This window comes from Streptomyces sp. NPDC042100 (genome assembly GCF_055582325.1).
The window spans coordinates 376,901-396,982 of sequence record NZ_JBVJDK010000005.1 but is presented as its reverse complement, the minus strand read 5'-3'; the positions used below and the strand labels follow the sequence as shown (position 1 = coordinate 396,982).

Genomic DNA, 20,082 nt, shown 5'->3' with positions numbered 1-20,082 from the left:
CACCGAGAGGTGAGCCGGGCCTCCGGCGTTGTCAGGGCCTCGCGGACCCGTCGGACACGGGCTGGTCGCGCACGGGCTGGTCGCGCACGGGCTGGTCGCGCACGGGCTCCAGGAAGGGGGCGAGGAGGTCCGGCACCGCGTCCGCCGCGAAGGTCAGGCCCTCGCTCTCGGCCGCGTCGTAGACCGCGTACGCGCCCTCCCCGGCGGCCGTCGTGGCGTTCAGCGTGAGCACGCCCGCGCGCCGCTGGAACCAGGACTGCTTGACGGTCCAGCCGATCACCCCGGCGCGCTGGAGGGCGACGGTGGAGCGGCGCACGGTGCCCGAACGGGTGACGAGGTAGGCGCCGCTGACGCCGTGTCCGAGATTGCGGTACGCGTCGAGGGCGAGGGCGACCCAGACCGGGGTCAGCAGGACCGCCGTCGCGCCCGCCACGTAGAGCAGCACCGGGGTCAGCCAGAGGCCGAGCCCGGCGAGCAGCGCGGCGGGGCCGAGTCCGCCCCACAGCGCCCAGCCGATCCGGCGGCGGCGCGCGGCCCGGGGGTGCCGGACGAGCGGGGCGCCGGTGGGCGGCTCGGTCTCCCGGAGCACCTGCGCGGCGATCCGGTCGGCGAGCGCGCGGGGCACCGGCGGGGCCAGGTTCTTGAGGTCGCCGTGCTTGTCGTCGTCGCTCTGGGCGAGCCCGGTGGCGACGGCGTCGACGCGGGCGGCGCGGAACAGGCGCACGCCGAGCGGCTCGACCAGCTCGACCCCGCGCAGCCTGCGCTCCTCCAGGGAGATGGAGCGGGCGGTGAACAGGCCCCGGCGGACCCGCAGGGTGCCGCCGGGCTCGCGCTCCAGGCGGTAGCGGTACCACATCTCGACCCAGAGCCCGAGGGCGCCGAAGAGACCGGCGACGACGGCGATCAGGACCAGGTCGACGATCATCCAGGTCAGCGACACCTCCTCGAAGCGGTCCCCTATCCAGTGGATGACCTCGTCCTGCGCGCCGAACCACTCGCTGACCTGCATCACGGCCCCGGCCGCCGCGGTGGCGAGCAGCGGGGTCACGAAGGAGACCGGGGCGTAGCGGATCCAGCTCGGGTCGACGGCGGCGAGGACGCCGTCGTCGACGGGGTCCTCGGGGCCCTTGGGGCGGGCGAGCAGGGTGTGGCGGAGCTGTTCGCCCTCGGCGCGGGCGACCAGGTCGAGTTCCAGGGTGGACTCGCTCCCGGCGTGCTCGCCGGTGCCGATGCCGACCTTGACGAGGCCGAGGACGCGTTGCAGGGGGTTCGCGGTGAGGTCGACGCTGCGGATCCGCTCGCGGGCCAGCGAGCGCCGCTTCACCACGACGAGCCCGGTGTGCAGCTCGACGAGCTCCGGGCCGATCCGGTAGCGGGTGCGGCGCAGCCTGATCCAGTCGGCGGCGGTGCCGCCGCCGATGAGCAGGACCGCGCCGGCGAGGACCCAGGCGGCGGCCTGCCAGGCGGGCCGGGAGCCGGCGGAGAGGCTGAGGAAGGCGGGCAGCGCGGCGCCGCCGGCGACACCGCACAGGACGGCCGCGCCGGCGAGCAGGCTGCGGGGGTGCAGCCGCCGCCAGCCGTGGCCGTCGCGCGCCCCGGGCCCCGGCCGCGCCTCGGGGCCCGCGTACGCCTCGGATCCCGGGGACGCCCCGGGGCGGGCGTCCGCGTCGCTCATGTCGCGTCCCCCGGGGTGATCCGGGTGATCGCGGTGAGCCGTTCCGCGAGCTCGGCGGCGAGCTCGTGGTCGAGGCCCTCGATGCGCAGCGCGCCCTTGGCGGAGGCGGTCGTGACGGTGACCGTGGCCAGCCGGAAGCTCTGCTCCAGCGGGCCGCGCACGGTGTCGACGGTCTGGATGCGGGACATGGGTGCGATCCGCCACTCCTGCCAGAGGGCGCCGGTGCGCACGTACACGGCGTCCTCGGTGACCTCCCAGCGGTGCACCCGGTACCACCAGGCGGGGAGGAGCGCGGCGCAGCCGAGCCCGAGGGCCGCGAGGAGCGCCGCCGGGAGCAGCAGCCAGAAGCGGGCCGGGGTGATCAGCCACCCCAGCACGCCCAGGACGGCCACCGGCACGGCCGTGGTGACGAGCAGCTGGGCCCGCCACCAGGGCACGGCCCGGCGGTCGACGGCGTTCCTCGGCGGGCGCAGCCGGACCGCCTCCTCCCCCGTGGTCATGGTCAGCCCCGGCCCCGCAGCGAGCGGTACGCGGCGACGAGTCCGGCGGTGGAGCTGTCCAGGCCCGCGCCGCCCTCGCCCTCGGTGAGGACCGGCTCGATCTTCTTGGCGAGGACCTTGCCGAGCTCGACGCCCCACTGGTCGAAGGAGTCGATGTTCCAGACCGCGCCCTGGACGAAGACCTTGTGCTCGTAGAGCGCGACGAGCTGGCCCAGCACGGACGGGGTGAGCGCGTCGGCCAGGATGGTGGTGGTCGGGTGGTCGCCCTTGAAGGTCTTGTGCGGGACGAGCTCCTCCGGGACGCCCTCGGCCCGTACCTCCTCGGGGGTCTTGCCGAAGGCCAGCGCCTGGGTCTGGGCGAAGAAGTTCGCCATCAGCAGGTCGTGCTGGGCCACCAGGCCGGGCGCGAGGTCGGCGACGGGCCGGGCGAAGCCGATGAAGTCGGCCGGGATGACCTTGGTGCCCTGGTGGATCAGCTGGTAGTAGGCGTGCTGCCCGTTGGTGCCGGGGGTGCCCCAGACGACCGGGCCGGTCTGCCAGTCGACCGGCTGCCCGTCGCGGGTGACGGACTTGCCGTTGGACTCCATGTCGAGCTGCTGGAGGTAGGCGGTGAACTTCGACAGGTAGTGCGAGTACGGGAGCACCACGTGCGACTGGGCGTCGTGGAAGGCGCCGTACCAGATGCCGAGGAGGCCGAGCAAGAGCGGGACGTTCTCCTCCGGCGGGGCGGTGCGGAAGTGCTCGTCCATCAGGTGGAAGCCGTCGAGCATCTCGCGGAAGGCGTCCGGGCCGATGGCGATCATGAGGGAGAGGCCGATGGCGGAGTCGTACGAGTAGCGCCCGCCGACCCAGTCCCAGAACTCGAACATGTTCGCCGTGTCGATGCCGAACTCCTCGACCTTCTCGGCGTTGGTCGAGAGGGCCACGAAGTGCTTGGCGACGGCGTCCTGGCCGGCCCCGAGCCCGGCGAGGAGCCAGTCGCGGGCGGAGGTGGCGTTGGTGATCGTCTCGATGGTGGTGAAGGTCTTCGAGGCGACGATGAAGAGGGTCTCGGCCGGGTCCAGGTCGCGGACGGCCTCGTGCAGGTCGGCGCCGTCGACGTTGGAGACGAAGCGGACCGTCAGGTCGCGCCGGGTGAAGGAGCGCAGCACCTCGTACGCCATGGCGGGGCCGAGGTCGGAGCCGCCGATGCCGATGTTGACGATGTTCTTGAGCGGCTTGCCGGTGTGCCCGGTCCACTCGCCGGCGCGCACCCTGTCGGCGAAGGCGCTCATCTTGTCGAGGACCGCGTGCACCTCGGGGACGACGTTCACGCCGTCGACCTCGACCACCGCGCCGCGCGGGGCGCGCAGCGCGGTGTGCAGGACCGCCCGGTGCTCGGTGTTGTTGATCTTCTCGCCCCGGAACATGGCGTCGCGCAGCTCGGCGACGCCGGTGGCGGCGGCGAGGTCGCGCAGGAGCGCCAGGGTCTCGTCGGTCACGAGGTGCTTGGAATAGTCCAGGTACAGGTCGCCGACGCGCCGCGTGTAGGTCGTGCCGCGCTCCGGGTCGGCGGCGAACAGCTCGCGCAGGTGTGTGGCGCCGAGCTGCTCGCGGTGCTTGCCGAGGGCCGCCCACTCGGGCAGCTGGTTGAGCCTGGTACGGCCTTCGTTACTCATCTCGGACATCGCCCATTTCTTCGTCTTGCCGCGTCGTGACGCGTGTCTGCCCCGCTGCACCTCCAACCTAATTGATCCGGTGTGCGAAACGCGTTCAGCTGCCGCCCCGGTGCAGCCGTCCCGCGTAGCGCGCTTCGAGGGCGGCGTTGCGCTCGTGGCCGCCGGGGACGTTGGCGGAGACGTAGACCGGCGGCTCGTGGCCCTCGGCGAGCAGCAGGGCGACGGCGTCGGCGACGGCCATCTGGACGAGCAGGGAGGAGGTGAGGGTGGAGATGCCGCAGAGCGCGCCGCCGCCGGGGAGCGGGAGGACGGCGTCGCCGGTGGGGGCGCAGTTGTCGAGGACCGTGTCGGCGAGGTCGGCGAGGCGGTGGCCGGCGGGGTGAAGGGCGGGGACGGCGCGGGTGTGCTCCAGGGAGGTCAGCGCGACGAGGCGGTGGCCGGCGGAGGTGACGGTGAGGGCCATGTCCACGATCGAGTTGTTGACGCCGGAGTTGGAGATGACGACGAAGAGGTCCTGGGGGCGGGGGGTGGCGAGGGCGTAGAGCCGCTCGGCGAGGCCCTCGGAGCGTTCGAGCAGCGGGTCGCGCAGGACGGCGGGGTCCTCGCCGCCGCGCAGGACGAGGTCGGCGAGGGCGATCCGGCTGGTCGGCACGAGCCCTCCGGCGCGGCCGGCGACCTCCAGCGCGGCGGCCTGCGAGTGGCCGGTGCCGAAGGCGTGCACGACGCCGTCGGCGGCGACGCAGTCGGCGATGAGCCGGGCGGCGGCGGGGACGGAGTCCTTGTTGGCGGCCACGGCCCGGTCGAGCGCGGTACGGGCGAGGTCGGCGAACTGGGCGGCGGTGGGGGCGGCTTGGGGCACCGGGGCTCTCCTCTGGATGACTGAACCAGGAATTGCTTGCCTTATCGGTTCAATGAACCAGCGCCGCGCGCCGCCCGTCAAGGGCACCGCGTAGGGCACAGCCTTCCGCGCGGGTACGGCCACCAGGACCGCGCCGCCCTCAGATCCCCAGCCGCGCCAGCGCCACCGCGCCCGCGAGTCCGTCCCGGACCGGGTCCGGGACCAGGCCGAGAGGGGCGACCCGGGCCGTCAGACGCGGGAGGAGCGGGCCGCCGGGACCCAGCAGGCCGCCCGTCACCACCAGGGGCTCGCCCGGCCGGGGACGCAAGGCCGCGACGGTGGCGGCCAGTTCGGCCGCCGCCCGGTCCAGCAGGGCCGACGCCACCGCGTCCCCGCCCTCGGCCGCCGCCACCACCAGCGGGCTCAGCGCGGCCAGCCGCACCGGCTCGGCCGCGTACGCGTACCGCACGACGTGCTCCTTGGTGCCGCCGCCGCAGAGCGCGGCCACCGGGCCGGTGAGGGCGGTCGCCGGGCCCCGGCCGTCCAGCGCCCGCAGCACGGCGCGCAGCGCCTCCCGGCCCAGCCAGAAGCCGCTCCCGGCGTCGCCGAGCAGCCAGCCGTCGCCGTCCGCCGCGCGGACCGCCCGCCGCCCGGCGACCCGGGCCGCCGCCGCGCCCGTGCCGGCGATCAGCACCAGCCCGTCCGCAGGGGTCCCGGCGCCGGCGGCGAAGGCGACGTCCGCGTCGCCCCGGACCTCGACCCGGCCCGCCCGGACCCCGACGAGGTCCAGCGCGGCCGTCAGGGCGGCGTGGGCCCGCTCCCGGCCGCCGCCGGGCCCGCCGCCCGCGAAGCCGCCCAGCACGGCCGCGACGGCCCCGGCGCCCGGCGGCAGGGCGCCCCGCAGGGCCTCGGCCAGGTGGCGGGCGAGCGCGTCGGGGGGCACCGACAGGGCGTTGCCCGGCCCCCCGGCGCCCTCGCCGAGCACCCGGCCGCCCGCCGCCTCGGCGAGCCGCGCCCTGGTCCGCGTACCGCCCGCGTCGACGCCCACGACCCATTGAATCCCGGATTCGTTCATCAGCCCGCATGGTGATTGATAGATTCATCGGAACACAAGACCCACGAAGGCACCTCATGATCACCGCGCTGATCCGCTCCGAACTCCCCCGGATGTCCGGCTCCTTGCGCAAGGTCGGCGACTGGGTCCTGGAGGACCCCGCCCGGGTCTCCGGGCTCTCCGCCGCCGAGCTGGGACGGCGCACGGGGACCTCGCAGGCCACCGTCACCCGCTTCTGCCACGCCCTGGGGCTCGACTCGTACCAGCGGCTGCTGCTCGAACTCGCCCGGGAGCAGGGGCGGGAGAGCGAGGCCGCCGAACGGACCCCGCTCGGCCCGGAGATCGGGCCCGACGAGCCGCTGGAGCAGGTCGTCGCCGCCGTCGCCCGGGCGGACCTGGCGGCCCTGCGGGCCACCGCCGAGCAGCTCGACCTCGACGCGCTGGAGCGGGCCGCCCGGGTCCTCGCGGGGGCCCGCCGGATCGACGTCTACGGGGTCGGCGCCTCCGGCGTGCTCGCCCTGGAGACCCAGGCCCGGCTCTTCGGCATCGGCTGCGAGGCCCGCGCCTGGACCGAGGTGCACGCGGCCGAGACCTCGGCGGCGCTGCTGGCCCCCGCCGACGCGGTCGTGGCGGTGTCCCACTCGGGCGCCACCCGCGAGGTGCTGGGGCCGCTGCGGCTGGCCGCCGAGCGGGGCGCGGCGACGGTCGCCGTGACCGGGGACCCGCGCTCGCCGGTGGCCCGCGCGGCCGGCGTCCACCTCACCACGACCACCGCCGGGACCGGCTTCCGGCACGGCGGCTTCGGCACCCGCCACTCCGTGCTGCTGATCCTGGACTGCCTGTACGCGCGCGTGGCCCAGCTGACCTACGCGCGCGCCACCGCCGCCCTCGCGCTCACGGCGCACATCGCCGAGGTGCACCGGTCCTGACACGCGTACGGGCCCCGGCCGCGCAGCGGGTGCGCGGCCGGGGCCCGTACGTCATGTCGTCACGTCGTGCTCAGATCTCGCCGCGCAGCTTGGCGAGCGCCTCCGCGAGGATCGCCTCGCCGTCCGCGTCGCTGCGCCGCTCGCGTACGTACGCGAGGTGCGTCTTGTACGGCTCGGTGCGCGGCGGGTCCGGCGGGTTGTCCCGGTCCTGGCCGGCCGGGAAGCCGCAGCGCGGGCAGTCCCAGGTCTCCGGGACCTGTGCGTCACTGGCGAAGCTCGGCTGGGTCTCGTGCCCGTTCGAGCACCAGAAGGAGATGCGGAGACGGGGCGCGGACTCGCCCCGCTCGGCCTCGCCCATCGGCCCCGCTCCGACCCGGCTTCCCCGGATCGCGTTGCCACTTGCCACGGTCGTAACTCCCTGCGTGATGGTGCTCGAAGATGCCCCAGTCTACGTAAGGCCCAACGCGCGTCCAGTGATTGGAGTTACCCGTCCATCTTCATCAGCAGGCCGAGTACGACAATGGAGGCGAACCAGAGCAGACCGACCACGACGGTGATGCGGTCGAGGTTGCGCTCGGCGACCGAGGAGCCGCCGACGGAGGACTGCATGCCGCCACCGAACATGTCGGAGAGACCGCCGCCCTTCCCCTTGTGCATCAGCACGAGCAGCATCAGCAGCCCGCTGAAGACGATCAGGGCGATCGAGAACCCCATAACCACGGCTGGACCAACTTCCTCGGACTTATACGGACGGGGGCCGGGCACCTGCCCGACCCCCGCAAGGGTACGACGTATCTCCGCTACCGCATACTCACTGGTCGCGGAAGCGCACGATCTTGACGAACTCGTCGGCGTCCAGCGAGGCACCGCCGACCAGCGCGCCGTCGATGTCGGCCTTGGCCATGATCTCGGCGACGTTCGAGCCCTTGACGGACCCGCCGTACTGGATGCGGATCTTGTCGGCCACGTCCTGCGAGTACAGCTCGGCGAGCTTGCCCCGGATCGCCGCGCAGACCTCCTGCGCGTCGTCGGCGCCGCAGACCTTGCCGGTGCCGATGGCCCACACGGGCTCGTACGCGATCACGATGGTCTCGGCCTGCTCGGCCGGGAGGCCCTTCAGACCGCCCTCGACCTGGGCCAGGGTGTGCGGCACGGCGTTGCCGGCCTCACGGACCTCCAGCTCCTCGCCCACGCAGAGGATCGGGGTGATCCCGTGCGCGAACGCGGCCTTCACCTTGGCGTTGCAGAGCTCGTCGGACTCGCCGTGGTACTGGCGGCGCTCCGAGTGGCCGACGGCCACGAAGGAGCACTTCAGCTTCGACAGCATGAGGCCGGAGATCTCGCCGGTGTAGGCACCGGACTCGTGCGCCGAGATGTCCTGGGCGCCGTACTTGATCTTCAGCTTGTCGCCGTCGACCAGGGTCTGCACGGACCGCAGGTCGGTGAAGGGCGCGAGGACCGCGACCTCGACCGCGTCGTAGTCCTTGTCGGTGAGGGCGAAGGCCAGCTTCTGGACGTGCGCGATGGCCTCAAGGTGGTTGAGGTTCATCTTCCAGTTGCCCGCCATCAGCGGGGTGCGGGTGTTGCTCATGAAAGGGTCAGTCCTCCAGTGCGGCGAGGCCGGGAAGCGTCTTGCCCTCAAGGTATTCGAGGGAGGCGCCGCCGCCGGTCGAGATGTGGCCGAACTTCGTCTCGTCGAAGCCCAGGTTGCGGACGGCCGCGGCGGAGTCGCCGCCGCCGACCACGGTGAAGCCCTTGCTGTCGAGCAGGGCCTGCGCGACGGCTGCGGTGCCGCCCGCGTAGTCGGGGTGCTCGGCGACGCCGACCGGGCCGTTCCAGAACACGGTCTCGGCGTCGACGATCTTCGAGGCGAACAGCTCGCGGGTCTTCGGGCCGATGTCCAGGCCCTCCTTGTCCGCGGGGATCTTGTCCGCGTCCACCGTCTCGAAGTCGGCCGGGGCCTTGGTCTTCAGGTCCGGGAAGTCCGTGGAGACCAGGACGTCGACCGGGAGGACGAGCTCGACGCCGGACTTGGCGGCGCGCTCCATGTACTCCGTGACCACCGGGATCTGGTCCTCCTGGAGGAGGGAGATGCCGACCTCGTGGCCCTTGGCCTTGAGGAAGGTGTAGGCCATGCCGCCGCCGATCAGCAGCCGGTCGGCCTTGCCGAGCAGCTCGTCGATGACGGCGAGCTTGTCGGAGACCTTGGCGCCGCCGAGGATCACGGTGTAGGGCCGCTTGACGTCCTGGGTGAGCTTCTTGAGGACGCCGACCTCGGTCGCGATGAGGTAGCCGGCCGCGTGCGGCAGGCGGGCGGGGAGGTCGAAGACCGAGGCGTGCTTGCGGTGCACCGCGCCGAAGCCGTCGCCGACGTACAGGTCGGCGAGCTCGGCGAGCTGGTCCGCGAAGGCGCCGCGCTCGGCGTCGTCCTTGGCGGTCTCACCGGCGTTGAAGCGCAGGTTCTCGACGACGGCCACCTGGCCGTCGGCCAGGCCCGCGACGGTCTCCTTGGCGGAGGGGCCGACGGTGTCGGTCGCGAAGGCGACGTCGGCGCCGAGCAGCTCGCCGAGCCGCGTGGCGGCCGGGGCGAGCGAGAAGGCCGGGTCCGGGGCGCCCTTGGGACGGCCCAGGTGCGAGGCGACGACGACGCGGGCGCCCGCGTCGGCCAGCGCCTTGACGGTGGGGACGACCGCGCGGATGCGCCCGTCGTCGGTGATGGTGGTGCCGTCGAGCGGCACGTTGAGGTCGGCGCGGACGAACACCCGCTTGCCGGAGACGCCCTCGGCGAGAAGCTCGTCGATCGTCTTCATCTGTTCACTGACTCCCTTGGTACGCGGTGGAGCACACGAACAGGGCCCGCACAGCGCGTCTTCGCGCTGCCCGAGCCCTGCTCACATCGAAAACCCGCCCTGAAGTTTAGAGCTGGCCGCCGACGAAGACGGTGAGGTCGACGAGACGGTTGGAGTAGCCCCACTCGTTGTCGTACCAGCCGAGGATCTTGACCGTGTTGCCTTCCTGGACCATCGTCATGAGGGAGTCGAAGGTGCACGACGCCGGGTCGCTGACGATGTCCGAGGAGACGATCGGGTCCTCGGTGTAGTACAGGATGCCCTTCAGCGAGCCGTCCTCGGACGCCTTCTTGAAGGCCGCGTTGACCTCGTCCTTCGTGACCTCACGGTCGAGGGTCACGACGAGGTCGGTGGCGGAGCCGGTCGGGACCGGGACGCGCATGGCGATGCCGTCCAGCTTGCCCTTGAGCTGCGGGAGGACCAGGGCGGTGGCCTTGGCGGCGCCCGTCGTGGTCGGGATGATGTTCTCGGCGGCGGCGCGGGCGCGGCGGAGGTCCTTGTGCGGGAAGTCCAGGATGCGCTGGTCGTTGGTGTACGCGTGGACCGTGGTCATCAGGCCCTTGACGATGCCGAAGTTCTCGTCGAGAACCTTGGCCATCGGCGCCACACAGTTGGTGGTGCAGGACGCGTTCGAGATGACGTGGTGGTTGGCCGCGTCGTACTGGTCCTGGTTGACGCCCATGACGATGGTGATGTCCTCGCCGCTGGCCGGAGCCGAGATGAGGACCTTCTTCGCGCCACCGGCGATGTGCTTCTCGGCGTCGGCCTTCTTGGTGAAGATGCCGGTCGACTCGATGACGATGTCGACGCCCAGCTCACCCCAGGGGATGTCGGCCGGGTTGCGCTCGGAGAGCACCTTGATGGTGTGGCCGTCGACGGTGATGGTGTCGGCGGTGTGGGTCACCTCGGCCTTGAGGCGGCCCAGGATGGTGTCGTACTTCAGCAGGTGGGCCGTGGTCGCGGTGTCACCCAGGTCGTTGACAGCCACGATCTCGATGTCGGCACCCTGCTCAAGGAGCGCGCGGAAGTAGTTGCGACCGATACGGCCAAAGCCGTTGATGCCTACGCGGATCGTCACGAACCGATCTCCTCGTTAGGTGACGCCGGGTGCTCTTCGCCGCCCGGCGAGCTTCTCTTTTGGGATGTCCCCGACCGCTTACGACCCTACCTCTCCGAGCGCCCGAGAGTGACATCCAGCGGGGCCGTCCGAGCCCCGGAACGGCCGGAAAAAGGCCGACAGCCCTTACCTCCCAAGAGGTAAGGGCTGTCGCGGGACCTTCGCCCCCACTACGGAGAGTCACCGAGAGGAGTGCTCGACTGAGCGCCCGAATCAGCGTCGGAGCGAAGTAAGGGCCTTTCCGAGCAGAGCCGCCCGATCCGCCGCATTGGGGACGTGCTCCAGGCCGAAGCCGAACAGCACGGTGTCACGGGTGGTGACGGCGGCCTGCGAGTGGAAGAGCGCCGCCGAGACGGTCCAGTCGGATCCGTTGCCCGGGCTGCCGGCCGGCGGACCCGGTACGGACCACTTCCCGGTCCCGTTCTCGAACCCCTCGGCGTCGGAGGCGGCCCCCGCGTTCAGCCGGAGGTCGTCGACGAAGGCGCCCATCTCGCCGGTGCCGGGGTCGGAGACGTACGAGACGGCCAGCTCGACCCGCTTGCCCGCGTAGGCGCTCAGGTCCACCTTGGCCTGCCGCCAGCCGTTGGACGGGCCGGTGAAGGCGTTCCAGGCGCCGGTGGTGCCGGTCGCCGCGCAGCCGTCCTGCCCGACCGTGAGGTAGTGGCCGAGGAAGGGGTGGCCCCGGACGTAGTAGCCCTCGCCGCAGTCGGCGGGCGGCTCGGCGGAGGTGCCGCCGTTGGCGTCGGGCAGGGTCGTCCAGTCGTCCTGGCCGACGGTGTGGGCCTCGACGATCAGGTTGTCGTAGCCGGGCTCGGTGTCGTAGCTGACCTGGAAGGTCAGGTTCGGCGCCTCGGCGGCCGTGACCCCGGTCAGGTCGACGGTCCGCGCGAGCCTCCCCCAGGTGTTGTCCGAGTGGCGCAGCGCCGCGAAGCGGGTGCCCTCGTACGGCTCGAAGGGGGTGCGCAGACCCGGGTAGTCGCCGGCCGCGGCGCTGCTGGCGAACTGCGGGAAGAGCTTCGGCTTCAGGGTGTCGGAGGTGACGGTGTAGGCGCCCGCGTTGTCGAGCGGGTTGCCCGCCGCCGCGCCGAGGGGCGCGCCGGCGCCGCCGAGGCGGCCGGTCCCGGCGAAGGAGGCCGGGCCGTTGAGCCCGGCCCTGCGGTAGGCGCCGAGGTAGTACTGGGCGAAGTCGTTGGACTGGGCGCGGCCGATGGTGACCAGGCCGCCGGACTTCTCGCCCGCGTTGACGAGCTTGCCGCCCTCGTTGAGGTAGGCGCGGACGGCGAGCACCGAGCCGCCGGAGGGCTCCTCGGCGCCGGTGTACCAGACGACGGAGCGGAAGTGGCTCAGGACGCCGAGGGGGTGCGGGGTGCCCTGGGTGGCGACGTCCCAGACGGCGGCCCGGCGGCCCTGGGCGGCGAGGGCCTTCACGTACAGCTCGGCGTCGCGGGCGGCGGCGGTGCCGCCCTCCTCGGCGAGGACGAGGACGTCGCCGCGGGGGCGTTCGGCCACGGTGTACGTGAACGGGGTGGACGCGGTGGCCTTGCCCTCGCGGGTGCGGGCCGTGTACCAGACCTCGACCCGGTCGCCCGGCTCGGCGCCCTCGACCTCGGCGCGGTACTGGTCGAAGTACAGGTTGTCCTCGCCGCCGAAGGTCTCGCCGCCCTTCCAGGGCTCCAGGCCCTCGCGGTGGGTGCGGCCGCCGTTGATCCGGTAGTTCAGGGTCTTGGCGCGCAGCGACTTGCGGGCCGTGACGGCGAGCTCCTGGTCCTGGCCTCGGGCGGCGTAGGAGGCGGCGAAGGCGTCCGGGGTGAAGTCGGGGGCCTCGATGCCGACCGGGGAGACGGGCCGGTCCGGGTGGACGGAGGACTCGGCGACGGCGAGCGCGAAGGGGATGTTCTTCGCGAACTCGGCCTGGATCAGCTTCTCGTCGTCCGGGAAGGTGAAGACGGAGGCGCAGTCCGCCGGGTCCCAGGCGTCGTTCGGGTCGACGCGGGAGGCGGTGGCGCAGGTCGACATCTCCGGGGTGAACATCTGCATCCCGTTGACGTTCGCCGCGTGTCCGTCGGCCTCGCCGTTGGTGATGTAGAGCTCGGAGGAGACCTGCGGGCGGTAGCCGGGGACCGCGGACTTCTGCGGGGTGCCGGCGAGCGCCTTGAGGGCGATGTCGTCGGGGGTGTCGGTGGCGACCTGCCAGCCGACCCCGTAGAGGAGCAGCTGGGCCGCGGAGTGGTAGTTGACGCCGTACTGGAAGCCGATGCGCTTCTCGAAGGCGTCGACGGCGCGGGTCTCGGGCTCGGAGCCGGCGCTGGGGCCCCGGTAGGTCTCGTCGGCCAGGTCGGGCGAGGAGCCCTCGTCGTCGTAGCCCCACTTGTAGGCGAAGTTGCGGTTGAGGTCGACGCCGTCGCCGGAGTCGATGCGCCCGTCGCCGTCGTTGTCCCGCAGGTTCTTGCGCCACTGGCGGTTGGCCGGGTCGGCGTGGGTGAAGTCGTAGCCGTCCGGGTTGGCGGAGAGCACGAACCACAGCTCGGTGGTGTCCACCAGCGTGGTCAGCCGGGAGTCCTTGCCGTAGCCGTCGAGGTAGTAGTGCATCAGCCGCCGGGTCATCTCGGGGGTGATCCACTCGCGGGCGTGCTGGTTGGACATGTAGAGCGTGGCGGGCTTCGAGCCGTCCCTGCTCTTGGTAGCGCCCTTGCTGATCTTGAGGGCGAGGATGTCCTGGCCCCGGACCGTCTTGCCGATGGAGACGACCTTGGTGATCCCGGGGTGGGACCGGGCCGTGTCCATGATCTCCTGCTTGAGGCCGCCGGGGCCGCCGTACGGGCGGAAGACGCCGTCCCCGGCGCCCGCGACCCGCTTCTCCGCCTGGGCGGAGAGGGTGTGCTCGGTGATCTCGACGCCCTCGCCGCGCAGCTTCCCGGCCTGGGCGTCGGTGAGGTAGAGCTCCACGGTGGCGGAGCCCTTGGCGGGCACCTGCTCGGTCAGCTCCCGGGCGTCGGTGCCGGCGTCGAGCAGCAGCGGCACCTGGTCCTTGCTCACCTTGGCCCGCCATACGGAGAGTGCGTCGCCGCGGGTCGCGCCGTCGGTGTTCGGCTGTGCCCCGGCGACGGGTGCCGCCGCCAGTCCCGCGATCAGCAGTGAACCGGCGGCGAGCACCGCTCTCACCCTGCGTCTCATAAGCCCCCCTTGCGCTTGTCTGCCACGAAAGTGAACAGACGCCAGGCTCGTGGTGACTCACGGGCCCCGTCAAGGGTGCGTACGGCGTGCCGCAAAGGAAGCCGCCGGTGCCTCAGAAAGGCACCGGCGGAAGGGAGTTGAACGGAATCGGCCGTTCAGCGGACGGGTCAGCCGACCAGGCTGTCGTCCAGCTCCTCCGTCAGGTTGGACTCGGTCCCCGGGATGCCCAGGTCCTGCGCCCGCTTGTCGGCCATGGCGAGCAGCCGGCGGATCCGGCCGGCCACCGCGTCCTTGGTCAGCGGCGGGTCGGCGAGCGCGCCCAGCTCCTCCAGGGAGGCCTGCTTGTGCTCCATGCGCAGCCGGCCCGCTGCGGCGAGGTGCTCGGGCACCTCGTCGGCGAGGATCTCCAGGGCCCGCTGCACCCGGGCGCCCGCGGCGACGGCCGCGCGGGCCGAGCGGCGCAGGTTGGCGTCGTCGAAGTTGGCCAGCCGGTTGGCGGTGGCGCGGACCTCGCGGCGCATCCGCCGCTCCTCCCAGGCCAGCACCGACTCGTGCGCGCCGAGCCGGGTCAGCAGGGCTCCGATGGCGTCGCCGTCGCGGACGACCACCCGGTCCACGCCCCGCACCTCGCGGGCCTTGGCCGCGATGGAGAGCCGGCGGGCCGCCCCGACCAGGGCGAGGGCGGCCTCCGGGCCGGGGCAGGTGACCTCCAGGGAGGAGGAGCGGCCGGGCTCGGTCAGCGAGCCGTGCGCCAGGAAGGCGCCGCGCCAGGCCGCCTCGGCGTCACAGGTGGCGCCGGAGACGACCTGCGGGGGCAGCCCCCGGATGGGCCGGCCACGGCCGTCCACCAGGCCGGTCTGCCGGGCCAGCTGGTCGCCGCCCGCCACCACCCGCACCACGAAGCGCGAGCCCCGGCGCAGCCCGCCGGGCGCCATCACGATCAGTTCCGAGCTGTGGCCGAAGATCTCCAGGATGTCCCGCTTGAGGCGGCGGGCCGCCATCGCGGTGTCCAGCTCCGCCTCGATCACGATCCGGCCGCTCACCAGGTGCAGCCCGCCCGCGAACCGAAGGATCGACGAGACCTCGGCCTTCCTGCAGCAGGTCCGGGTGACGGGGAGCCGGGAGATCTCGTCCTTCACCGCTGCCGTCATCGCCATGGGCCGATCCTTCCATGCATCCGAAAAATACGGTCGTACGCGGCGGCCAACAGCTCCGGGTCGTGCTTCGGAGCACCGTCGGGCCTGGCCACGGGCGCCAGCTCGACCGCGGCGCCGAGCCGCTTGGCGGCGTCGGCGAGGGACTCGCGGTCGGGCACGGCGGCCTCGTCGGCCAGCACCACGTCCAGGGCGAGTTTAGGGGCGTGTCGTCCCAAAACCTCCAAATGACGCTGCGGGGAGAAGCCCTCTGTTTCTCCGGGTTGCGGCGCGAGGTTCAGCGAGAGCACCCGGCGGGCCTTGGTCTCGACCAGGGCGTCGAGCAGCTCGGGCACCAGCAGGTGCGGGATCACCGAGGAGAACCAGGACCCCGGGCCGAGCACCACCCAGTCCGCGTCCAGGACCGCCTCGACGGCCTCGGGCACCGCCGGCGGGTCGTGCGGGACCAGGTGCACGGACTGCACCTCGCCGGGGGTGAGGGCCACGGTGGCCTGGCCGCGCACGGTGTCCACGTCCCCCGGGCGCTCCGGGTCGTGGCCCTTGACCAGGGCCTGGAGCTCCAGCGGCACGGCGGACATGGGCAGCACCCGGCCCTGCGCGCCGAGCAGCTTGCCGACCAGGTCGAGGGCCTGGACGGGGTCGCCGCCCAGCTGCTCCCACAGGGCGACGATCAGCAGGTTGCCCACGGCGTGGCCGTGCATCTCGCCCTGGGACTGGAAGCGGTGCTGGATCACCCGGGCCCAGGTCTGGCCCCAGTCGTCGTCGCCGCAGAGCGCGGCGAGCGCCTTGCGCAGGTCCCCGGGGGGCAGCACGCCGAGCTCCTCCCGGAGCCGGCCGCTGGAGCCCCCGTCGTCGGCGACGGTGACCACGGCGGTCAGGTCGCCGGTGATGCGCCGCAGGGCGGCGAGCGAGGCGGAGAGCCCCATGCCGCCGCCGAGCGCGACGACCTTGGGCTGCGCGCCGCGCCTGCGGAGCGTGCGCCGCACCGAGAGGGTGGAGGCACGCCGCTTGTACGGCTTCACTCGCGCCCCATGTCCCGGTGGACGACGACGGTCTCGACGCCTTCGGCGGCGATGCGGGCGGCCAGCTTCTCGGCGGTGGCCACGGAGCGGTGCTTGCCGCCCGTGCAGCCGACGGCGATCGTCACGTACCGCTTGCCCTCGCGGCGGTAGCCGGCGGCGATGAGCTGGAGCAGCTCGGTGTAGCGGTCCAGGAACTCCTTGGCGCCGGGCTGGTTGTAGACGTAGTTGGCGACCTCCTCGTTGAGCCCGGTGAAGGGGCGCAGCTCGGGGACCCAGTGCGGGTTGGGCAGGAAGCGCATGTCCACGACGAGGTCGGCGTCGACGGGCAGGCCGTACTTGAAGCCGAAGGACATGACGGTGGCCCGCAGCTCGGGCTCCTCGTCGCCGGCGAACTGGGCGTCCATCTTGGCGCGCAGCTCGTGCACGTTGAGGCTGGAGGTGTCGATCACCAGGTCGGCGTCGCCGCGCAGCTCGCGCAGCAGGTCGCGCTCGGCGGCGATGCCGTCGACGATGCGCCCGTCGCCCTGGAGGGGGTGCGGGCGGCGGACCGACTCGAAGCGGCGGACCAGGGCGTCGTCGGAGGACTCCAGGAAGACGATCCGGCGGGTCACCTGCTTGGCGTCGAGGGCGGCGAGGGAGTCGCGGAGGTTGTCGAAGAACTGCCGGCCCCGGACGTCGACGACGACGGCGATGCGGGCGACGTTGCCCTGGGAGCGGGCGCCGAGCTCCACCATGGTGGGGATCAGCGCGGGCGGCAGGTTGTCGACGACGAACCAGCCGAGGTCCTCCAGGCACTTCGCCGCGGTGGACCGGCCGGCTCCGGACATGCCGGAGATGATCACCAGTTCGGGGGTGGCCGCGTCGGCGCTGGTGTCGCCCGCGGGCTCGGTGGTGCCCGTGTCCATGTCTGGCGCTCCGTCTTCGTACTCGTTGTGCGGGTCGTTCCGGTCCTGCTGGTCCTGCGGGTCCTGCTCGTTGTGCCGGTCATGCGTGGTCATGCCGTCGTGCCCCCGTCGTCTTCCATGATCTCTCCTGTTGCCGTGTTCACGGCGGGCGCGGCCGGGGCCGCCGTCGCGAGGGCCACCGCCACGGCCTCCGCCGTCTTGCGGCCCATGCCGGGAACCTCGCAGATCTGCTCGATTGTCGCCTGCCGGAGGCGTTTGACCGAGCCGAAATGCTTGATGAGTGCCTGTTTGCGGGTCTCCCCCAGGCCGGGGACGGTATCCAGGGGGCTGGTCCGGATGCGCTTGTTCCGCTTGGACCGCTGGTAGCGGATGGCGAAGTCGTGAGCCGTGTCACGGACCCGCTGGAGGAGGTACAGCCCCTCGCTGGAGCGGGGCAGCACCACCGGGTCGTCCTCGCCCGGCAGCCAGACCTCCTCCAGGCGCTTGGCGAGGCCGCAGACCGCGATGTCGTCGATGCCGAGCTCGTCCAGGGCCCGGCGGGCCGCCGCGACCTGCGGCTGCCCGCCGTCCACCACGACGAGCTGCGGCGGGTACGCGAAGCGCTTCGGCCGCCCGTCGTCGTCCCGGCCCGAGGCGTCCCGGCCTTCGCCGTCCCGGTCCCCGGCGTCCTCGACGACGGAGACGTCCCCGTCGACCCACTCGCCGGTCCTCTCCTTCTCGGCGAGGTAGCGCTTGAAGCGGCGGCTGATCACCTCGTGCATGGACCGGACGTCGTCCTGGCCCTCGAAGCCCTTGATCTGGAAGCGGCGGTACTCCCCCTTGCGGGGCAGCCCGTCCTCGAAGACGACCATGGAGGCCACGACGTCCTCGCCCTGGAGGTGCGAGATGTCGAAGCACTCGATGCGCAGCGGCGCCGAGTCCAGGTCCAGCGCCTCGGCGATCTCCTCCAGGGCCCGCGAGCGGGTGGTGAGGTCGCTGGCGCGCTTGGTCTTGTGCAGCACGAGGGCCTGCTGCGCGTTGCGCGCGACGGTCTCCATCAGGTCCTTCTTGTCGCCGCGCTGCGGGACGCGCAGCGAGACGTTGGACCCGCGGCGCCCGGCGAGCCAGGCGCTGACCGCGTCGGCGTCGTCCGGCAGCGCGGGGACCAGCACCTCCTTGGGGACGCCCTCGCCGCTCTCCTCGCCGTACAGCTGCTGGAGGGCGTGCTCCACGAGCCCGGCGGTGTCGACGGCCTCGACCTTGTCCGTGACCCAGCCGCGCTGGCCGCGGACCCGGCCGCCGCGCACGTGGAAGATCTGGACGGCGGCCTCCAGCTCGTCCTCGGCGAGCGCGATCAGGTCGGCGTCGGTGGCGTCGCCGAGGACGACCGCGCTCTTCTCCATGGCCTTGCGCAGCGCGCCTATGTCGTCGCGCAGCCGGGCCGCCCGCTCGTACTCCATGTCCTCGGCCGCCAGCGTCATCTCCTTCTCCAGGCGGCGCAGGTACGTGCCCGTGCGGCCGGCCATGAAGTCGCAGAAGTCCTCCGCCAGTTCGCGGTGCTCCTCGGGGGTGACCCGGCCGACGCACGGGGCCGAGCACTTGCCGATGTAGCCGAGGAGGCAGGGCCGGCCGGCCGAGGCCGCGTTGCGGAAGACGCCCGCCGAGCAGGTGCGCACCGGGAAGACCCGCAGCATCAGGTCGACGGTCTCGCGGATCGCCCAGGCGTGCCCGTACGGCCCGAAGTAGCGCACGCCCTTCTTCTTGTGGCCGCGCATGACCTGGACGCGCGGATACTCCTCGTTCATGGTGACGGCGAGGTAGGGGTAGCTCTTGTCGTCCCGGTACTTGACGTTGAACCGGGGGTCGAACTCCTTGATCCAGGTGTACTCCAGCTGGAGCGCCTCGACCTCGGTCGACACCACCGTCCACTCCACGGACGCGGCCGTGGTCACCATCGTGGCCGTGCGCGGGTGCAGGCTCGCGAGGGGCTGGAAGTAGTTCGCCAGGCGCTGGCGCAGGGACTTCGCCTTCCCGACGTAGATCACCCGGCGGTGCTCGTCGCGGAATTTGTAGACCCCCGGCGAGTCGGGGATCTGTCCCGGCTTCGGGCGGTAGCTGGAGGGGTCGGCCATGGTTCCCACCCTACTGGCGGGGACCGACAGTCAGGCCGTGCCCGCCCGTTGGCGGGACACGGCGGACGGGGTTTCCGGACACCTCCGGGACCGGCTCCACGCGGGTCCGCCCCGCCACGCTCGGCGACGGAGCGGTGACGCGGTGGAGGGCCGTGGCGCGTTCCCGCCCACGGCCCTCCCCGGCGGCCGGGGGCCGCCCGGCGCGGTGGCGCCGGACGGCCCCCGCCGTGCGGGCCTCAGCCCTCCCCGGAGGCGCGCCGCCCGCGTATCACGGCCGTCCCGGTCAGGGCGAGGACCAGCACCGCCCCGGCGCCCGCCGCCGTGGACGCGGCGGTGACCGCGGACCCGCCGGCCGGGGCGGAGGCGGCGGCGGAGGCGGCCACGGCGGCTTCGGGAGCCGTCGCGGAGGCGGCGGCGGGGGCTCCGGTGCCGAAGCCGCCCGCCGCGCCCTTCCTGGCGTACGCGGACCCCGGCAGCTTGTCCCCGTACGCCTTCACGACCCGCTCCCGGTACGCGGCGAGGCTGGTCCCGTTCTTCCCGACCGCCCGTACCGCGTCCTCGTCCAGGGGGAGCACCTTCGCGCCCTTCTGGACGTACCAGGCGTCGATCTGCGGCTCGCGGAAGACGATGCCGCCGGGCAGCGCCCGCTCGCCCCGCGCCGTGTAGCGCTGCTCGTCGTCGCCGGTGGCGATGTTCACCACCCGCCAGCCGCCGTCCGCCGGGACGGTCCACAGCGAGGCGGTCCGGCCGTCGGCGGCGACCGCCTTGCTGGCGCGGAACTCCACCCGGGCCACCGGCGCGCCCGGCTTCCCGGCGACGAAGTCCGGCGAGAGGATCCGCACCGGCACGGACGCGCCCTCGATCCGGGGCGCGGCGGCAGCGGTCCGGGAGAGCGCGGCGCCGTCCTTCACGTCCCTGGCGAAGAAGCGGGCGACCGTGTCCAGCGTCTGCGGGGCGGCGACCGCCTGCTCCGGGCTCGGGGCGGCCGGCGGGACGGGCGCCGGGGCCGCGCCGGCCGGGGCGGCGCCGAGGACGGTGAGGGCGGCGGCGGCCAGCAGGCCGGCGCTCAGGGCACGCGTGCGTGCGGTCATCGTCG

17 protein-coding genes are annotated in these 20,082 nt (G+C 73.0%); 1 reads left to right on the top strand and 16 read right to left on the bottom strand.

Going from position 1 to position 20,082, the window contains the following annotated elements:
• Nucleotides 1-31: 31 nt before the first annotated feature.
• The 5 genes from ACZ6J5_RS14200 to ACZ6J5_RS14180 form a co-directional block, all read right to left on the bottom strand.
• Complete coding sequence (locus tag ACZ6J5_RS14200; RefSeq protein ID WP_469391120.1) at nucleotides 32-1,675, bottom strand: PH domain-containing protein; 1,644 nt, start codon at nucleotides 1,673-1,675, stop codon at nucleotides 32-34.
• On the bottom strand, nucleotides 1,672-2,175 hold the full coding sequence (locus tag ACZ6J5_RS14195) for a PH domain-containing protein (RefSeq protein ID WP_469391118.1): 504 nt from the start codon (nucleotides 2,173-2,175) through the stop codon (nucleotides 1,672-1,674). Before ACZ6J5_RS14195 ends, ACZ6J5_RS14200 begins: the two co-directional genes overlap by 4 nt.
• 2 nt (nucleotides 2,176-2,177) lie before the next feature.
• Nucleotides 2,178-3,842, bottom strand: coding sequence for a glucose-6-phosphate isomerase (gene pgi, locus ACZ6J5_RS14190; protein ID WP_469391116.1), 1,665 nt, complete (start codon nucleotides 3,840-3,842; stop codon nucleotides 2,178-2,180).
• An 85-nt stretch (nucleotides 3,843-3,927) separates the two neighbouring features.
• The gene (locus ACZ6J5_RS14185; RefSeq protein ID WP_469391114.1) at nucleotides 3,928-4,692 is read right to left on the bottom strand and encodes a sugar isomerase domain-containing protein; all 765 of its coding nucleotides are present in this window, start codon (nucleotides 4,690-4,692) and stop codon (nucleotides 3,928-3,930) included.
• Nucleotides 4,693-4,831: 139 nt separating this feature from the next.
• The gene (locus tag ACZ6J5_RS14180; protein ID WP_469391112.1) at nucleotides 4,832-5,746 is read right to left on the bottom strand and encodes an N-acetylglucosamine kinase; all 915 of its coding nucleotides are present in this window, start codon (nucleotides 5,744-5,746) and stop codon (nucleotides 4,832-4,834) included.
• 56 nt (nucleotides 5,747-5,802) lie between these two features.
• On the opposite strand from ACZ6J5_RS14180, the gene ACZ6J5_RS14175 reads away from it, so the two are divergent.
• Nucleotides 5,803-6,654, top strand: coding sequence for a MurR/RpiR family transcriptional regulator (locus ACZ6J5_RS14175; RefSeq protein WP_469391111.1), 852 nt, complete (start codon nucleotides 5,803-5,805; stop codon nucleotides 6,652-6,654).
• Nucleotides 6,655-6,724: 70 nt separating this feature from the next.
• Here ACZ6J5_RS14175 and ACZ6J5_RS14170 read toward each other — a convergent pair whose 3' ends face one another.
• The 11 genes from ACZ6J5_RS14170 to ACZ6J5_RS14120 all read right to left on the bottom strand — a co-directional run bounded on the left by ACZ6J5_RS14170 (nucleotide 6,725) and on the right by ACZ6J5_RS14120 (nucleotide 20,077).
• On the bottom strand, nucleotides 6,725-7,060 hold the full coding sequence (locus tag ACZ6J5_RS14170; RefSeq protein ID WP_003976875.1) for an RNA polymerase-binding protein RbpA: 336 nt from the start codon (nucleotides 7,058-7,060) through the stop codon (nucleotides 6,725-6,727).
• Nucleotides 7,061-7,137: 77 nt separating this feature from the next.
• Complete coding sequence (gene secG / locus ACZ6J5_RS14165; RefSeq protein WP_362470785.1) at nucleotides 7,138-7,368, bottom strand: preprotein translocase subunit SecG; 231 nt, start codon at nucleotides 7,366-7,368, stop codon at nucleotides 7,138-7,140.
• 97 nt (nucleotides 7,369-7,465) lie between these two features.
• Nucleotides 7,466-8,221 (bottom strand): triose-phosphate isomerase, encoded by a 756-nt coding sequence (tpiA, locus tag ACZ6J5_RS14160; protein WP_469391375.1) that lies wholly within the window; start codon nucleotides 8,219-8,221, stop codon nucleotides 7,466-7,468.
• 31 nt (nucleotides 8,222-8,252) lie between these two features.
• Nucleotides 8,253-9,464 (bottom strand): phosphoglycerate kinase, encoded by a 1,212-nt coding sequence (locus tag ACZ6J5_RS14155; protein WP_469391109.1) that lies wholly within the window; start codon nucleotides 9,462-9,464, stop codon nucleotides 8,253-8,255.
• Nucleotides 9,465-9,570: 106 nt separating this feature from the next.
• On the bottom strand, nucleotides 9,571-10,581 hold the full coding sequence (gene gap, locus ACZ6J5_RS14150; protein WP_469391107.1) for a type I glyceraldehyde-3-phosphate dehydrogenase: 1,011 nt from the start codon (nucleotides 10,579-10,581) through the stop codon (nucleotides 9,571-9,573).
• A gap of 252 nt (nucleotides 10,582-10,833) precedes the next feature.
• Nucleotides 10,834-13,794 (bottom strand): M14 family metallopeptidase, encoded by a 2,961-nt coding sequence (locus tag ACZ6J5_RS14145; protein WP_469391105.1) that lies wholly within the window; start codon nucleotides 13,792-13,794, stop codon nucleotides 10,834-10,836.
• A gap of 167 nt (nucleotides 13,795-13,961) precedes the next feature.
• Nucleotides 13,962-14,951, bottom strand: coding sequence for a DNA-binding protein WhiA (gene whiA, locus ACZ6J5_RS14140; RefSeq protein WP_046911893.1), 990 nt, complete (start codon nucleotides 14,949-14,951; stop codon nucleotides 13,962-13,964).
• Nucleotides 14,942-15,970, bottom strand: a complete 1,029-nt coding sequence (locus tag ACZ6J5_RS14135; protein WP_469391103.1) for a gluconeogenesis factor YvcK family protein — start codon at nucleotides 15,968-15,970, stop codon at nucleotides 14,942-14,944. The genes whiA and ACZ6J5_RS14135 overlap by 10 nt, the downstream gene beginning before the upstream one ends.
• Nucleotides 15,967-16,875: an RNase adapter RapZ gene (gene rapZ / locus ACZ6J5_RS14130; RefSeq protein ID WP_469391373.1), complete on the bottom strand. Its 909-nt coding sequence runs from the start codon at nucleotides 16,873-16,875 to the stop codon at nucleotides 15,967-15,969. Before rapZ ends, ACZ6J5_RS14135 begins: the two co-directional genes overlap by 4 nt.
• Before the next feature lie 89 nt (nucleotides 16,876-16,964).
• Nucleotides 16,965-18,986, bottom strand: coding sequence for an excinuclease ABC subunit UvrC (gene uvrC / locus ACZ6J5_RS14125; protein WP_469391102.1), 2,022 nt, complete (start codon nucleotides 18,984-18,986; stop codon nucleotides 16,965-16,967).
• 236 nt (nucleotides 18,987-19,222) lie between these two features.
• Nucleotides 19,223-20,077 carry a hypothetical protein gene (locus tag ACZ6J5_RS14120; RefSeq protein WP_469391100.1) on the bottom strand — a complete coding sequence of 285 codons (855 nt, stop codon included), beginning with the start codon at nucleotides 20,075-20,077 and terminating at the stop codon, nucleotides 19,223-19,225.
• Between the last annotated feature and the right edge of the window lie 5 nt (nucleotides 20,078-20,082).

Bases quoted from the DNA above. Each gene is read 5' to 3' on its own strand.
- ACZ6J5_RS14175 (WP_469391111.1), top strand. From the start codon at position 5,803: ATGATCACCGCGCTGATCCGCTCCGAACTCCCCCGGATGTCCGGCTCC.
- tpiA (WP_469391375.1), bottom strand. From the start codon at position 8,221: ATGGCGGGCAACTGGAAGATGAACCTCAACCACCTTGAGGCCATCGCG.
- ACZ6J5_RS14195 (WP_469391118.1), bottom strand. From the start codon at position 2,175: ATGACCACGGGGGAGGAGGCGGTCCGGCTGCGCCCGCCGAGGAACGCC.
- uvrC (WP_469391102.1), bottom strand. From the start codon at position 18,986: ATGGCCGACCCCTCCAGCTACCGCCCGAAGCCGGGACAGATCCCCGAC.
- ACZ6J5_RS14200 (WP_469391120.1), bottom strand. From the start codon at position 1,675: ATGAGCGACGCGGACGCCCGCCCCGGGGCGTCCCCGGGATCCGAGGCG.
- ACZ6J5_RS14180 (WP_469391112.1), bottom strand. From the start codon at position 5,746: ATGAACGAATCCGGGATTCAATGGGTCGTGGGCGTCGACGCGGGCGGT.
- pgi (WP_469391116.1), bottom strand. From the start codon at position 3,842: ATGTCCGAGATGAGTAACGAAGGCCGTACCAGGCTCAACCAGCTGCCC.
- whiA (WP_046911893.1), bottom strand. From the start codon at position 14,951: ATGGCGATGACGGCAGCGGTGAAGGACGAGATCTCCCGGCTCCCCGTC.
- ACZ6J5_RS14120 (WP_469391100.1), bottom strand. From the start codon at position 20,077: ATGACCGCACGCACGCGTGCCCTGAGCGCCGGCCTGCTGGCCGCCGCC.
- ACZ6J5_RS14155 (WP_469391109.1), bottom strand. From the start codon at position 9,464: ATGAAGACGATCGACGAGCTTCTCGCCGAGGGCGTCTCCGGCAAGCGG.
- rapZ (WP_469391373.1), bottom strand. From the start codon at position 16,875: ATGGACACGGGCACCACCGAGCCCGCGGGCGACACCAGCGCCGACGCG.
- secG (WP_362470785.1), bottom strand. From the start codon at position 7,368: ATGGGGTTCTCGATCGCCCTGATCGTCTTCAGCGGGCTGCTGATGCTG.
- ACZ6J5_RS14145 (WP_469391105.1), bottom strand. From the start codon at position 13,794: ATGAGACGCAGGGTGAGAGCGGTGCTCGCCGCCGGTTCACTGCTGATC.